Genomic DNA, 14,476 nt, shown 5'->3' on the forward strand with positions numbered 1-14,476 from the left:
GCGTTGCCGACATCTTCCTCACCTGTTGATAGGACGCGCCGTCAACCTTTTCTTAACCCTGCCGGTTTGATCGCTCGAAAATTCCGGCAGCGGACGGATTCCGCTCGTTGACTTTGAAACAAAATTAGAACAAATTGCGAACATATCAACAACAGGAGAGAGTTATGACCGATCTGGTTCAGGATGTCATCTCGCTGGTTTGCATGAGCACCTTCCTCATTTCCATGGCGATCTGGATCGGAGCCATGTGAGGTGACCGTCTCTGCAGTCGCTGTTCCGGCGGACGAAAGTCCGCTTTGCCGTTAAGCCTTTCTTGCCGCCCATGGCGCTAGGGTGTCGCTCCTGAAAGCAGGAGCGCCGCGTGTCGCCCATCGTCGCCGCCTTCCTCGTGGCCAGCAATCTAGGGCTGATTTTTCTCCTGATGAGCGTGCCGCTTGGTTTGCGCACAATCAGGCTCAGCCGCACGGTCGCGGCCGACCGGCAGCGTCTGTGGCAGGCGCTGTGGCCGCTCGGGAGCAATGCCGGCTGGTCCGGCGAAATCCTCTCGGCAGAGATGCTGGGCGAGGGAGTGGTCCGCACCAGAATGTCCTGGGAGGGCCGGGACGGCCTGCCGATCGAACGCAAGGCCCTGCTCGAGAATGTCGTGCATGGCAGGTGCTTTTCGATGCGCGTCATCGAGGACACGGCGCTCGATCCGTCTTTCTGGGCGCATTATCGGGAAACCGCGCAGTTGGTCTCGATTGGCGAGGCCACCCGGGTTACGCTCACCCAGACCGACCGTTACCGCGGCGTGGCCTTCCTGGCGTTCCGCTATTTCGCCATGCGCCGCGAACTCGCCAAGCTGGATGGCTGGGCCAGGACAGGGCGGTATCGCAAGGGCGGCTGGTTCGAACATCCGCTGAGCCAGCTCGGCTTCGCCGCTCTCTCGGCATTCATCCTGTGGCCGTTCTTCGGGCTTCACCGCGGCGGGCTTGCTCTGGCCGCGATCCTGACTTCCGTTGTCGCCCTGCACGAGTTCGGCCACATGGCGGCATTCCGCCTGATGGGCCATCGCAGGGCGCGCATGATCTTCATCCCGCTGCTCGGCGGCCTCGCCATTGGCGGCCGGCCCTATGACAGCCGTTTCGAAGTTGCGTTCGTGGCGCTGATGGGCGCCGGGTTCTCTGCTTTCCTGGTGCCGTTGGCGATGATGGGCAGCACGTTTGCAAGCGCGGAAGGGCACTGGCTTGCCGCGACATTGCTGGCGACACTGGCGGGCTGTGCTGCCCTGTTCAACATCGCCAATCTGGTGCCGGTGTGGAAATTCGATGGCGGCCAGGTGCTGCGCCAGATCTGCCCGGGGCCGGTCGCGCTGGCGCTGGCCTCCTTCTTCCTGCTCTCGGCGTTCCTGGCGCTTGGCTGGCGGGCCGGCTTTTCCATCGGCTTTCTGCTCGCGGCCGGCGCGGTCTTTGCAATCCTCAGCCTTCTGACAGCGGGCAGCGGGGTGAGGCCGCGCCACGAACTGAAGCCGATCCGCACGGCCGACCGTTTCGTCATCGCCGGCGCGCTGCTGGCGGTGTTCGTCATCCACGGTTATGGAGTGCTCTGGGCGTCGGCACGGCTGATCTGAGCTGTCCGGGAAGCGTTCAGCCGGCCTCGCGGGCTGTTTCCAAGGGCAAGGCCGTAGCCGGGCCGAAGATATCCTCGAACGCTGATTTCAGCGCCAGATCGAGATCGGCCATCGTCACCGGCAGCCCGAGATCGACGAGGCTGGTGACGCCGTGGTCCTGCACGCCGCACGGCACGATACCACTGAAATGGCCGAGGTCCGGCTCGACATTGATGGCGATGCCGTGAAAACTCACCCAGCGCCTGAGCCGAATACCTATTGCCGCGATCTTGTCCTCCGCGGCAGAGCCGTCCGGCAGGGCAGGGCGATCGGGCCGCACCACCCAGACGCCGACGCGATCCTCACGGCGCTCGCCATTGACGTTGAAGGCGGCGAGCGTGCCGATGATCCATCGTTCGAGGGCGGCGACGAAGGCGCGCACATCCTCCCGGCGGCGTTTCAGGTCGAGCATGACGTAGGCGACGCGCTGGCCCGGCCCATGATAGGTGTATTCGCCGCCGCGGCCGGCCGAAAACACCGGGAACCGGTTGGCGTCGATCAGGTCCTCGCTGCGCGCACTCGTGCCGGCGGTATAGAGCGGCGGATGCTCGACCAGCCAGACCATCTCGCCGGCGGCCCCGCTGCGGATCGCTTCGGCGCGCGCCTCCATGAAGGCAAGCGCCTCGGGGTAGGCGGTGAGGCCGGGCTCGATCGCCCATTCGACGGGCGCCGAACCGGGCAAAGGCAGGAACGACGTGGCGATCTGGCTGCGTTCTGGCATGGGATGTCTCTTGTTGTACTCCATATGGCGATATCGGGCCGAAACGTCCAGTTCGCGGTGCATTTTGGCGCTTTGATCCGTTATGGCAATTCCCCGCGATTAAATGCTCGGGGCGCACTTGTTTCGCCGGAAACGATTTGCTACACGCCGCGAGCCGGTCGGTTCCGGCTCCTACCACGTGCGGTCGTGGCGGAATTGGTAGACGCGCAGCGTTGAGGTCGCTGTGGGGCAACCCGTGGAAGTTCGAGTCTTCTCGACCGCACCATTCTCTCTCCCCAGAATCTGATTTGTAGCGGCACCTCCAGCCCTTCGGGCACCTCGCATTTCGTTTGATATTCCCGCGCGTTACGCCAGTTTCTTTTTGAGCGTCGGATTTTCCCGAAACCGGTTTCCACTTTCGGGTCCGATGTTCTAGACCTGAAATGCACCTTTTCCAGGATTGCAATGGCGGGAGGCGCTGGTGGAAGGCCAGGACGAACGGACGACCGGCGCTGGGGTCGCTGACGAACACCGCGCCGACATCTACGGTGAGGACGGCGCTGTCCTTTCGTCCTTTCTCGCCCAGATCGGCGCGGCGATCGCCGACCGCGATACGCTCACGCTCAAGCGTGAGGTCGACGACCTGCACCAGTCGGAAATGGGCGACCTGATCGAGGCGCTGCATCCCGACCAGCGGCGCGCCCTTGTCGAGCTTTTGGGGGCCGACTTCGATTTTTCCGCGCTGACCGAGGTCGACGAGGCGATCCGCATGGACATCGTCGACAATCTGCCCAACGCGCAGATTGCCCAGGCGGTGCAGGAACTCGATTCCGACGACGCGGTCTACATCCTCGAGGATCTCGAACCGGAGGACCAGGACGAGATCCTGTCGCAGCTGCCGTTTACCGAGCGCATCAGGCTACGTCGCTCGCTCGACTACCCCGAGGAGACCGCCGGGCGGCGCATGCAGACGGAGTTCGTCGCGGTGCCGCCGTTCTGGACGGTCGGCCAGACCATCGACTACATGCGCGAGGACAAGAACCTTCCCGACCGCTTCAGCCAGATCTTCGTCATCGACCCGAGCTTCAAGCTGCTTGGCGCCATAGACCTCGACCAGATCCTGCGCACCAAGCGCTCGGTCAAGGTCGAGGAGGTCATGCATGAGACGCGGCACGCCATTCCGGCCACGATGGACCAGGAAGAGGCAGCGCGGGAGTTCGAGCAATATGACCTTCTGTCCGCCGCCGTCGTCGACGAGAACGAGCGGCTGGTCGGCGTGCTGACCATCGACGACGTCGTCGACGTCATCCAGCAGGAAGCCGAGGAAGATCTCCTGCGCATGGGCGGCGTCGGCGACGAAGAGCTTTCCGACAGCATCTTTTCGACCTCGCGTTCGCGTGTGCCATGGCTGCTTGTCAATCTCCTGACCGCCTTCCTTGCGGCATCGGTGATCGGCCTGTTCGACCACACGATCGAGCGCATCGTGGCGCTCGCCGTGCTGATGCCGATCGTGGCCGGGATGGGCGGCAATGCCGGTTCGCAGACCATGACCGTCACCGTGCGGGCGCTGGCGACAAGGGATCTCGACATCTACAATGCCGGCCGCATCATTCGCCGCGAGATAGGCGTGGGCTTCATCAACGGCATCGTTTTCGCCATATTGATCGGCATCGTAGCCGCCGTCTGGTTCCGCGATGCCAATCTGGGCGGCATCATCGCCGCGGCCATGATCATCAACATGTTCGTTGCGGCCCTTGCCGGCATCCTGATCCCGCTGCTGCTCGACCGCTTCAAGGTCGATCCCGCGGTCGCTTCGGCGGTGTTTGTCACCACGGTCACCGACGTCGTTGGTTTCTTCGCTTTTCTGGGCCTTGCCACGTGGTGGTTCGGCGTCCATTGATCCGGCTCAATTGACTTTTACGTAAATGCCGTGCGAGGCTCGGCGACAGGCAGACTGCGGCCGATTCCGGCAGGTCTGCCGCGGACGGAGAGCAGCAGTCGCCAATCTCCGGCTATGGGGCGAGAATGCGGGAATATTATTCGATCACCGAGCTGACGCGCGAATTCGACGTGTCGACGCGGACGCTGCGGTTCTACGAGGACGAGGGACTGGTGCAGCCGGTGCGGCGGGGCCGCACGCGGCTGTTTCGTCCATCCGACCGACACTTGATCCGGCAGATCATGCGCGGAAAACGGCTCGGCTTCTCGATCAACGAGATCCGCGAAATCATCCAGATGTACAAGGAACCGCCCGGCGAGGTCGGCCAGCTCAAGCTGATGATCAAGCGCATCGAGGAAAAGCGCGAGGATCTGAGGCAAAAGCGCCGCGACCTCGAGGAGACATTGGCAGAGCTGGACCAGGCAGAAGAATCCTGCGTCGAGCGGCTGGTCGAGCTCGGGGTTAATACGTAGCGGCCTTCCAGGCAGGACAATCGCTTTAGAGTCGGCGCCGCCCCTCATCGCCCTGCCGGGCACTTCTCCCCGTATAGTGACGGGGAGAAGGGGGCTGACCGTGATCTCGGTCTCTTTGCTGCAACGCTGGTGGCTGGCGAAACCGCTGATGACAGCGCCCCTCTCCCCGTCACTATACGGGGAGAGGATGCCGGCAGGCAGGTGAGGGGCGGCGCCGACATCGACAAATTGTTGGTCTCCGCCACAAATCGGAAACCGTTATCTTCCCGATATGGCTCTGGCAGCCGGCGTTCAGATGCTCAAATCCAGCGCCGCACTCGCTTGGCATAGTCGCGGTATTTCTTGCCGAACTTTGCCGCCAGCATCTTTTCTTCCTTTTCCACCGCGACCTTCTGCGTGACGAAGGCGGCGATGAAGGCGAGCGGCAGGAACCAGACGATCCCGGAGATGAAGGCAACGCCGATCAACAGCAGCGTGTTGGCGAGGTACATCGGATTGCGGGTGATGCCGAAAGGACCCGTGGTGACCAAATGGTCCGGCACGGCGTTGGGGTTGAGCGTGGTCTTGGCCCGCGTCATGGTGCGGATGGCGGTGAACCAGAGTGCGGCGACGCCGAACAGCGCCACCCAGCCGGCCGCGTAGAGGAGGTCGCCCAGGAGGTCGCCGATCCAGGGCAGGGGAAAAAGCAAGCCGAGCGCGATGCTGATGGCGATGGCGGCGATGTAGATCAGCGGCGGCCACGGTATCAGCCCAGGTTTGGGCACGGTCTCGGTCATTCGACACCTTCCTCCGTCATCTTGCTGTCGGTCCGGGCCGTGCAGGTGCCGGCGAGGTCCGCCAGATGCGCTCTCCATTCGGCGGTCTGGTCGTTCTTGTAGAGCCGATCAAGCGTGGCCTCGCCCTCCAGCGTGTCCAGCATGCACCCACAATAGCTCGAACAGAACTTGCTGTCGCGCTGCTGCTCGCACGAGATCTGGCAGGTCTTGAGAAAGTTCACCTGCGGGGTTTCGACCTTGGCCGGCATTACTTGCGAGAACAACCAGACACTGCCGATCAGCAGCGGCTGATGGATCAGGTAGAAGGCCAGGCTGTGCCGACCGATGAAGACCAGCGGGTTGGACCAGCGCCCGGGCGCCACATCCGCCAGGCGCGCCAAGACGCCGAAGCGGGAGGCAAGCTTGGTCGCTCCGAGGCCCACAAGCACCGCACCGAACCAGGGGAACAGCGGGACATAGTCGTTGGAGTGTGGGTTGACCGCAGAAAGGCCGACCCACCACAGCCAGGGGTGATCGAACGATTCCAGCCGAAAATAGAAGGGAATGGCGATGACCGCCGCGGCGATCGGCAGTGTGAGCAGCGCCGGCAGGCGCAGGAATGCCAGCCCGAGCAGGCTCGCCAGCGCGATCTGGTGCAGGATGCCGAAGAAGATCCACCCGTCCGGCGTGGCGATACGGGTGGCGACCGAAATGGCGATCGCCGCTCCGGCGACCATGGCGAAGCGTCTCCAGAAGCCGTTCCAGCGGATCTCTTTGCCATGGGCGAGATACAGGCTGACGCCGACCAGGAACAGGAAGGTCGAGGCGATGCAGCGAGCATAGAACTTCCACCAGCCGAAGGCGGTCAGGCCGGGATCGGTGTAGCCGAAGAATTCCAGGTCCCAGGTGAAATGGTAGCTCGCCATGGCGATCAGCGCGATGCCGCGCAGCATGTCGATGGCGACGATGCGCTTGGTCTTCGGCAACTCCGCGGCGGGCATGGTCGGCGTCTGGATGCTCATGGTCTCGCGATCTGATTCAGCCCCGCACGAGGACTATCACGGTTACGCCGGACAAAAGAAGGCCGTGAGCTTCGATACGGACGATCAGCCGGCGCTGCATCAGGCACCCCTTTAGGCCAGCACCGGAAAGCCTTTGACCGGCTTCGTTTTAACCGGGGCACGTCGGTTTCCTGTTACCGGTCGCGAAATGATGGCCGCAGATTTGGCTGGTGATTCTGCTTTGGGGAAGCAATGTCCACGCATGTGCGCCATCCGATCTGGCTACCGGCCCTCAAGGCCGCGGATGCCCGCACCTTCGCCTCGCTCTACGCGGTCGAATCCTTCGCTCGCGCCACGGTGTCGAGCGTCATCCCGATCCAGGCCTACGAGATCCTCCACAACGAGCAGATCGTCTCGATCCTCTACACCATAGTGGCGATGCTCGGCCTGTCCGTGACCTTGTTCATGCCGATGCTGATCCAGCGCTTCGCGCGGCGCTGGGTCTACACGGCGGGCGCCTGCCTGCTGGCGATCGGCTCGCTGTTCTTCGTCACGCATACGCTCGCAGGGCAATTGGCCGGCATGCTGTGCCGTGTCATGGGCGCCAGTGCGCTGTCGATCACGCTCAACCTCTACATCATGGACCACATCCGCAAGACCGATTTCATGCAGGCCGAATCGCTGCGCATGGCGTGGTCGATGTTTGCCTGGACGGGTGGGCCGACGCTCGGCATCTTTCTCTACACGCGCTTCGGCATCTATGCCGCGCATGGCGCGGTCGCCGTATTCGCCTTGGCCCTGCTGGCGTTGTTCTGGACCTACCGGCTCGGCGACAATCCCTCGATCCGGCCGGGCAAGACGCGCCCGGTCAACCCGCTGGCCAATATCGGCCGCTTCGTCGCGCAGCCGAGGCTGAGGCTGGCCTGGCTGATCGCCTTCGGCCGCTCCTGCTTCTGGACGACATTTTTCGTCTATGGCCCGCTGTTCATGGTCATCACCGGTGAGGGCGAACTTGCCGGCGGCATTCTGGTTTCGGCAGGCAACGCGCTTTTGTTCATGGCGATTTTCTGGGGCAAGGCCGGCAAGCGCTTCGGCGGCCGCAGGACCATGACTTTTGCCTATTTCGCCATGTCGGTGGTGCTGCTGGCGGCGGGTGCCGTCGGCGAAAGCGCGCCGCTCGTCACCGGCGCCTTCCTGCTGTGCGGCGCCTTCTTCACCATCGCGCTCGACGCGCTGGGCTCGACCGCCTTCATGCGCTCGGTCCGCTCTTATGAGCGGGCGCAGATGGCTGCGGTCTACCGCACTTATCTCGACTTTTCCGAACTGACGCCGCCGCTGGTCTACTCGGTGGTGCTGGCCTTTTTCGGACTGGGCTCGGTTTTCGTCACGCTCGGCCTGCTTGCGGCGGTCTGCGGTTATGTCACCTGGCGGTATCTGCCGAAGTCGCTGTGAAGCTTACGGCACAAGCGCAGCATGTCGTTCGCGTACCCAATCGTGGAAGCGGTGGAGGTCGTACTCCTCCGGCATCAGCACGCCGGCCTTATGGCGCATGGAGCGCAGCCCTTTCTGGTTGACCTCGCAGATCGCGGCATCCTCCTCCAGCACCTGGGTGCCGAATCCGACGATGTTGTCGATGTCGGTGGCGGCGAGCGCGTCGGGCGCGAACAGCCATTCGGCGGTCAATTCGGTCTGCTCGGGGCCAAGCGGCACCAGCCGTACGGACCTGACATAGTCGACGTGGCCGACGATGAACATCGAGGGCAGGCTGGTGGCGTAGGTCTGGCCGGCGGCGTGCTCGGCCGGCGTCAGGCCCGAAAAGACCGGCCCATGCGCCTGGCCGTCACGTGACCATGTTTCGGCACCCGCCCGCAGCCCGCCGGAAAATTCCGGCGCGTCATTGTCGGCATGGCGGGTCCATTCGGGGTCGTCATGCCGGCCCATCAGGCCGCGGCCGTAGATCGGCACCAGCCGCGACAGGTCCTTGTGGACGCCGGGGCAATGCAGGCATTCGTCGAAGTTTTCCCAGAAGATCTTCCAGTTGCAGTTCATCACCTTGCGCAGCACATGGCCCGATACCAGCGATTCCAGCGGCCAGTTGCCGAGATCGCCGGAGGCCGGGTCGAAGGATGAGTGCGCCGAGCCGGCGGCATCTTCCGCGAGATTGACGAAGACGAAGCCGCGCCAGACCGACAGCGCGACGCGATAGAGCGGATGGTCCGCCTTGTCGAAACCTTCGGGCAGCGTTTTCGATGGCACGCGCACGAGATCGCCGCGCAGCGAATAGGACCATGCGTGGTAGGGGCAGGTGATCAGCCGCGCCTTCAGCCGCCCCTCGCGTTCCTGGCAAAGCTGCGAGCCGCGATGCCGGCAGGTGTTGTGGAAGGCGCGCAGTTCGCCGGTATCGTCACGCAGCACGACGATCTCCTGGGTGCCGACACGGAAGGTGCGGAAAGCCAGCGGTTGGGCGAGATCAGCTTCACGGCAGACGAGCAGCCAGTTCCTGTACCAGATGGCGTCGAGGTCGCGCTGGTAGGCCGCCGCATCCCAATAGGCCGAGGACGGCAATGTCGGCTCGGCCCGGGTGAGGCCGTTATAGGGGGCGTGCTGGCTCCGGACGGGCTGCATGGCTGGCCTCCTGTGAGGATGGCAGCCGACACCCGGCCACGGAAATTGTCAATTGCAGCGGAGCAAGCGGCCGGACGGCGCTAAAGCGCTTGTCGCCGTCGGAATTTGGTTTGCCGGATGCGGCGATTTTCCCTATAGTCACCTTCGTCGTCGGTTCCGATTGGAGCCAAGAGGGAATGCGGTGCGGGCAGATTTGTTGCCCAATGCCGTGGCTGCCCCCGCAACTGTGTGCGGTAGTCCTCTCCATATGCCACTGAAGATTTTCTTCGGGAAGGTGGGGAAGGGCGCTGATCCGCGAGCCAGGAGACCTGCCGGCGACAGGAAACTGACTTCGATGCCCTCGGGTGGAGGGTGAAAGGACAAGACATGAATACCGCTTCCGTCTCCCTCGGCGCCTCCATCTCCTCGCAGTCGCGCCTCCTGCAGCTCGCGCTCGCGGCGCTGCTCGGCGTTTTCGTCGTAGGCTTTGTCGGTTTCTCGCATATCGACGCGGTCCACAATGCTGCGCACGACTATCGCCACTCGATGGCGTTTCCCTGCCACTGATAGGGATTTGACATCATGAACCTGTTTCGCAACGTCGTGTTCATCGCGGCGATCGCAGGGCTCGTGGCCGGTGTCGTTCTCGCCTGCATGCAGGCCTATGCCACCGTGCCGTTGATCCTGAAGGCGGAAGTCTACGAACAGGCCGGCGGCGGCCACCACCACGACCATACCGCACCGGCCCCGACCGACAACAACGCCATGAACTCTGCCGCCCCGGCGGGCAATGCCATGAGTTCCGCCGCGCCGGCAGCCGCTGAAGCTGTTCCGGCTGAAGAGGAAGGCTGGGCGCCGGCCGACGGCTTCGAGCGTTTCGCTTTCAGCGTGCTTGCCAACATCGTCACCGGCATCGGCTTCGCGCTGGTCCTGGTCGCGGTTTCGGAATTCGCCGGCGGCATCGGCAACTGGCGCCAGGGCGTGTTCTGGGGACTGGCCGGCTTTGCCGTGTTCACGCTGGCGCCGGGCCTCGGCCTGCCGCCGGAACTGCCGGCCATGCCTGCCGCCGAGCTTCTGCCACGCCAGATCTGGTGGACGGCGACGGTGGCGGCGACGGCGATCGGCCTTGCCCCGATCGCCTTCCGCAAATCACTGCCGCTGGCGATTCTGGGCGTGGTGTTGATCGTCGCGCCGCATATTGTCGGCGCGCCGCAGCCGGACAGTTTCGAGACGCCGATTCCGGAAGGCCTGCATCATCAATTCGTGGTGGCGGTGACCGTAACCAACCTGGTGTTCTGGCTCGTGCTCGGCGCTGCCGTCGGCGTGGTGCGTGGACGCTTCACCGGCAGCGCGACGAGCCTGCGCGACAGCTTTGCCTGATCGCGGAAGACTGACCTTCATCATCGGCGGTGCGCGCTCCGGCAAGAGCGCGCACGCCGAAACGCTGATGACGGCCTTGCCTTCGCCATGGACCTACATCGCCACGGCGCAAGCCTATGACGACGAGATGCAGCAGCGCATCGCGTTGCACCGGTCGCGGCGCGGCGAGGGCTGGACGACCATCGATGCACCGCTTGGCCTTGTCGGTGCACTCGAGGCCCTACCGGAGGACCAGCCGGTCCTTGTCGACTGCCTAACGCTCTGGCTGACCAATCACATGCTGGCCGATCATGATGTAGAGGCCGAATGTCGGCGGCTGGCTGACATGCTGTCGCGGCCGCGCGGACCCTGGTTCGTGGTATCCAACGAGGTCGGGCAAGGCATCGTGCCCGACAATGCGCTGGGGCGCCGGTTCCGCGACGCCGCCGGCCGGCTCAACCAGCAGGTCGCGGCGATTGCCGAGACCGTGCTTTTGATGGTGGCGGGGCTGCCGCTCAAGGTGAAGTGACATGACCGACATCGACGAAAAGGACGAAGAGCGCCACCGCGCCAAGATGGCCAAGCGCAAGGCGGTCCAAGACGCCGAGGTGGCGAGCAAGACGGTCGAAAAGGGGCTGCTGATCGTCAACACCGGCCCGGGCAAAGGCAAGACCACGGCTGCCTTTGGCCTGGCGCTGCGGATGCTCGGCTACGGCAAGCGCGTCGGCGTCGTCCAGTTCATCAAGGGCAAATGGCATACGGGTGAGAAGGAGGCCTTCGCCGCCTTCGGCGACCGCGTCGTCTGGCACGCGATGGGCGAGGGGTTCACCTGGGAGACACAGGATCTGAAGCGCGACATCGCGGCGGCCGAGGCCGCCTGGGCCAAGGCGCTGGAGCTGATGGCCGATCCGTCGATCAGTCTCGTCGTGCTCGACGAACTCAACATCGCGCTGCGCTACGAGTATCTCGATCTGGACAAGGTGGTTGTCGCGCTGAAAGCGCGCCGCGAGGGCCTGCATGTCGTCGTCACCGGTCGCAACGCCAAGCCGGCGCTGGTCGAGGCGGCCGACCTGGTGACCGAGATGGGGCTGACCAAGCACCATTTCGCGGCGGGCGTGAAGGCGCAGCAGGGGGTGGAGTTTTGAGAGCTGTTGTCCCCTTTTGTGGATGAGCATTCAAGTCTGGTCGCCAAACGCTTCCAGCAGGGCTCACTTCCTTTCCCTCCGGAGGGGGGAAAGGTGGCGCTGCGAAGCAGCGACGGATTGGGGGAAGGCGGTTATCGAACGCGCGGTCCGCAGACAGGCAGGCGCAACCCGGCGGGTGCGAGAAACGCGACTGCCGAGCTCGTCGACCCCCACTCCGTCTCGGCTTCGCCGAGCCACCTCTCCCCGATCGACGGGGGAGAGGAAAGGCGCGAACCTGTTGCAGCCCGGCTCCCTTCCTCCCCTTCGGGAGAGAACTCACGGGGGGGTGAGATCATGCCAGAATGACGATCGCCGAAACCACGCCGAACAGCGCGATCAACAGGCAGTCGGCGACACGATAAAGTTTCAGCGCCCGCCTTATGTCGATGCTGTCGGCTTCGCGCCGGCCGCCTTCGCCCATGAACGCGTCGTCGACCGTTACGCCGCCATAGCTGCGCGGCCCGGCGAGGGCCAGGCCGAGCCCGCCCGCCATCGCCGCCTCCGGCCAGCCGGCATTGGGCGAGCGGTGCTTTTTCGCGTCGCGCCGCACCGCCTGCCATGCGGCTTTCGCGTCGGCGCCTTTCACCAGGAAAGCCGCCAACGTGATGAGCAACGCCGTCAGCCGCGACGCCGGCAGGTTGATCCAATCGTCGAAGCGTGCGGCTGCCCTGCCGAACGTTTCGTGGCGCGGCGTGCGATGGCCGATCATCGAATCGGCGGTGTTGGCGGCCTTGTAGGCGGCGCCGCCGGCGAGGCCGCCGACGCCCGTCCAGAAGGCGGGGGCAACGATGCCGTCGGAAAAATTCTCGGCCAGGCTCTCGATCGCCGCGCGGCAGACGCCGGCCCTGTCGAGGGTTTCGGGATCGCGGCCGACGATGCGCGAGACGGCGGCGCGGCCCATGTCGAGGCCGCCCGAGTCGAGCGCATCGGCGACGGCCTCGACATGCTCATAAAGGCTCCGCTGCGACAGGAACGATGTTGCCAGAAGGGCGGTGATGAACAGTCCCAGGGGAATGAACCAGAGCAGGATCTGCACGCACAGGCCAATTAGCGCCGGCACCAGCACGATGACCAGAAGCGCCTGGACACCACGTTGGCGACGCAGTGCGTCGGGATCAGTGGCGCGGTTGAGCCTGCGATCGAGAAAGGATATCAGCCAGCCAAACCACGTCACGGGATGGCCGATGGCGCGAAACAGCCAGTCGGGGTAGCCCAGCGCGGATTCGATGGCCAATGACAGGAAAGCGATCAGGACTGACATGAAGCTTCTTGAAGGAGCGGTGGACCATGGTGGAAGTCTCGGCCGGGCAAGGGCGCTTTTCCCCAACGCCCCCCAGCCTTTCGTCGACCTCTCGACCGGAATCAATCCGCACTCCTACCCGCTTTTCGAGCTGCCCGCCACCTCGCTGTCGCGATTGCCGGAAGCGGGGCGGGCGCGTGAGCTGACGGCGATCGCAGCCAGTAGCTATGGTGCGCCCTCGCCAGCCAATGTCGTCGCTGCGCCCGGTACGCAGATCCTGCTGCCGCGCGTGGCATCGCTGGTCGCGCCGGGCAGGGCGCTCGTTCTAGGGCCGACCTATGCCGAACATGCCCGCGCGGCGGCGATCGCGGGGCACGAGGTGACCGAAGTCAGCGATTTCGCTGATCTGGCGAATGCCGACCTTGCCGTCGTGGTCAACCCGAACAACCCGGATGGGCGCATCGTCGAGCGCGACCGGCTGCTGGCGCTGGCCGCCGGTTTGCGCGCCAAGGGCGGGCTGCTGGTCGTCGACGAGGCGTTCATGGATGTCGGCCCGCGCGAACACAGCCTTGCCGGCGATGTCGGCCAGGGCGGCATCGTCGTGCTGCGTTCTTTCGGCAAGTTTTTTGGGCTGGCCGGCCTGCGGCTTGGATTCGCGCTTGCCGATGCGCCGACGGCCCAACGGCTGGAAACGCAATTCGGACCTTGGGCCGTCGCCGGCCCGGCGCTGGAATATGGCATTCGCGCACTTGCCGATATCGGCTGGCAGGACGCGATGCGCGCGTCGCTGGCGGAGGTATCGGCTCGGCTCGACGGGCTGTTCGGTCGTTTCGGCGTGCCTGCCGCGGGCGGCACCACATTGTTCCGCTATCTCAGGCTGTCGGATGCCGCCGGCTTGTTTTCTGTGCTTGGGGAACGCGGCATCCTGCTTCGCCATTTCACCGACCGCCCGCATGTCCTGCGGGCCGGCCTGCCGGGGAACGGGGAGGAGTGGCTGCGGCTTGAATCCGCCCTTGCCGAATGGGCGGCCCGGCGCGAGGATCGAGCGGAAGGTATCAAACCATGATCCATGTCTGCTCGCTGGCAAAGGTCGAGGAAACGGTGGCGAGGACCGGCGCCGAGCGGCTGCTGTCGCTGTTGGCCGCCGGCACCGATGTGCTCCGCCCGGCCTCGATCATGAGGGAAAACCATCTGCACCTGGTCATGCACGACATCGCGGCGGCGCAGGATGGCATGACCATGCCGGGCGAGGAGCATGTGCGCAATCTGCTCGATTTCGCGCGCCGCTGGGACCGCGCAAGGCCGATGGTCGTTCACTGTTATGCCGGCATCAGCCGCTCGACAGCCTCCGCCTATATCATCGCTGCCGCGCTGGCGCCGAAACGCGACGAGGCCGAGCTGGCCCGGACGTTGCGGAGGTTGTCGCCTTCGGCGACGCCCAATCCGCGGCTGATCGCGGTGGCCGACGCGCTGCTTGGTCGAGGCGGCCGCATGATCGCGGCAATCGAAGCGATCGGGCGCGGCGCCGATGCCTTTGAAGGCAACCCGTTCGAACTGAGGATCGACGGCTAGA

At 64.6% G+C, this 14,476-nt stretch carries 15 protein-coding genes, 1 tRNA gene and 1 riboswitch; of the genes, 11 read left to right on the forward strand and 5 right to left on the reverse strand.

What is annotated here, in order from left to right:
• Positions 1-361 precede the first annotated feature (361 nt).
• Entirely contained in the window at positions 362-1,609 is a 1,248-nt protein-coding gene (locus FJ953_RS03985; protein WP_140623212.1) for a site-2 protease family protein, read from the forward strand.
• A gap of 16 nt (positions 1,610-1,625) precedes the next feature.
• Here FJ953_RS03985 and lipB read toward each other — a convergent pair whose 3' ends face one another.
• On the reverse strand, positions 1,626-2,369 hold the full coding sequence (lipB, locus tag FJ953_RS03990; RefSeq protein ID WP_140623214.1) for a lipoyl(octanoyl) transferase LipB: 744 nt from the start codon (positions 2,367-2,369) through the stop codon (positions 1,626-1,628).
• Positions 2,370-2,549: 180 nt separating this feature from the next.
• On the opposite strand from lipB, the gene FJ953_RS03995 reads away from it, so the two are divergent.
• The 3 genes from FJ953_RS03995 (at position 2,550) to FJ953_RS04005 (ending at position 4,760) form a co-directional block, all read left to right on the forward strand.
• Positions 2,550-2,634, forward strand: a tRNA-Leu gene (locus FJ953_RS03995).
• Between the two features lie 195 nt (positions 2,635-2,829).
• On the forward strand, positions 2,830-4,248 hold the full coding sequence (gene mgtE / locus FJ953_RS04000) for a magnesium transporter (RefSeq protein ID WP_140495597.1): 1,419 nt from the start codon (positions 2,830-2,832) through the stop codon (positions 4,246-4,248).
• Positions 4,249-4,373: 125 nt separating this feature from the next.
• Entirely contained in the window at positions 4,374-4,760 is a 387-nt protein-coding gene (locus FJ953_RS04005) for a MerR family DNA-binding transcriptional regulator (RefSeq protein ID WP_006203215.1), read from the forward strand.
• A 299-nt stretch (positions 4,761-5,059) separates the two neighbouring features.
• On the opposite strand, the gene FJ953_RS04015 is transcribed toward FJ953_RS04005, so the two are convergent.
• Together FJ953_RS04015 and FJ953_RS04020 are read right to left on the reverse strand one after the other, a co-directional pair.
• Positions 5,060-5,536, reverse strand: a complete 477-nt coding sequence (locus tag FJ953_RS04015) for an isoprenylcysteine carboxylmethyltransferase family protein (protein WP_140623216.1) — start codon at positions 5,534-5,536, stop codon at positions 5,060-5,062.
• Positions 5,533-6,537 (reverse strand): DUF1624 domain-containing protein, encoded by a 1,005-nt coding sequence (locus FJ953_RS04020; protein WP_140623218.1) that lies wholly within the window; start codon positions 6,535-6,537, stop codon positions 5,533-5,535. The genes FJ953_RS04015 and FJ953_RS04020 overlap by 4 nt, the downstream gene beginning before the upstream one ends.
• 231 nt (positions 6,538-6,768) lie before the next feature.
• Between FJ953_RS04020 and FJ953_RS04025 the strand changes: the two genes are divergently transcribed.
• Positions 6,769-7,968: an MFS transporter gene (locus FJ953_RS04025; protein WP_140495600.1), complete on the forward strand. Its 1,200-nt coding sequence runs from the start codon at positions 6,769-6,771 to the stop codon at positions 7,966-7,968.
• A gap of 3 nt (positions 7,969-7,971) precedes the next feature.
• Here the strand turns inward: FJ953_RS04025 and FJ953_RS04030 are convergent, their stop codons facing one another.
• Positions 7,972-9,141: an aromatic ring-hydroxylating dioxygenase subunit alpha gene (locus FJ953_RS04030; RefSeq protein ID WP_140623220.1), complete on the reverse strand. Its 1,170-nt coding sequence runs from the start codon at positions 9,139-9,141 to the stop codon at positions 7,972-7,974.
• Between the two features lie 134 nt (positions 9,142-9,275).
• A riboswitch (cobalamin riboswitch) is annotated at positions 9,276-9,472 on the forward strand.
• 35 nt (positions 9,473-9,507) lie between these two features.
• On the opposite strand from FJ953_RS04030, the gene FJ953_RS04035 reads away from it, so the two are divergent.
• From FJ953_RS04035 to cobO, 4 genes are read left to right on the forward strand one after another with little or no spacing between them, the layout of a single operon-like run.
• Positions 9,508-9,687 carry a CbtB domain-containing protein gene (locus FJ953_RS04035; protein ID WP_140495602.1) on the forward strand — a complete coding sequence of 60 codons (180 nt, stop codon included), beginning with the start codon at positions 9,508-9,510 and terminating at the stop codon, positions 9,685-9,687.
• A gap of 15 nt (positions 9,688-9,702) precedes the next feature.
• Positions 9,703-10,500, forward strand: a complete 798-nt coding sequence (locus tag FJ953_RS04040; RefSeq protein WP_140623222.1) for a CbtA family protein — start codon at positions 9,703-9,705, stop codon at positions 10,498-10,500.
• Entirely contained in the window at positions 10,493-11,008 is a 516-nt protein-coding gene (cobU, locus tag FJ953_RS04045) for a bifunctional adenosylcobinamide kinase/adenosylcobinamide-phosphate guanylyltransferase (RefSeq protein ID WP_140623223.1), read from the forward strand. Before FJ953_RS04040 ends, cobU begins: the two co-directional genes overlap by 8 nt.
• Before the next feature lies 1 nt (position 11,009).
• On the forward strand, positions 11,010-11,624 hold the full coding sequence (cobO, locus tag FJ953_RS04050; protein ID WP_140555012.1) for a cob(I)yrinic acid a,c-diamide adenosyltransferase: 615 nt from the start codon (positions 11,010-11,012) through the stop codon (positions 11,622-11,624).
• 331 nt (positions 11,625-11,955) lie between these two features.
• Here cobO and cbiB read toward each other — a convergent pair whose 3' ends face one another.
• Positions 11,956-12,924 carry an adenosylcobinamide-phosphate synthase CbiB gene (cbiB, locus tag FJ953_RS04055; protein ID WP_140623225.1) on the reverse strand — a complete coding sequence of 323 codons (969 nt, stop codon included), beginning with the start codon at positions 12,922-12,924 and terminating at the stop codon, positions 11,956-11,958.
• On the opposite strand from cbiB, the gene cobD reads away from it, so the two are divergent.
• Positions 12,923-13,969, forward strand: coding sequence for a threonine-phosphate decarboxylase CobD (cobD, locus tag FJ953_RS04060; RefSeq protein WP_140521133.1), 1,047 nt, complete (start codon positions 12,923-12,925; stop codon positions 13,967-13,969). The genes cbiB and cobD overlap by 2 nt on opposite strands.
• Positions 13,966-14,475, forward strand: coding sequence for a tyrosine phosphatase family protein (locus FJ953_RS04065; protein ID WP_140495608.1), 510 nt, complete (start codon positions 13,966-13,968; stop codon positions 14,473-14,475). The genes cobD and FJ953_RS04065 overlap by 4 nt, the downstream gene beginning before the upstream one ends.
• The last annotated feature ends 1 nt before the right edge of the window (position 14,476 follow it).

This window comes from Mesorhizobium sp. B2-3-6 (assembly GCF_006442305.1).
Taxonomy (GTDB): Bacteria; Pseudomonadota; Alphaproteobacteria; order Rhizobiales; family Rhizobiaceae; genus Mesorhizobium.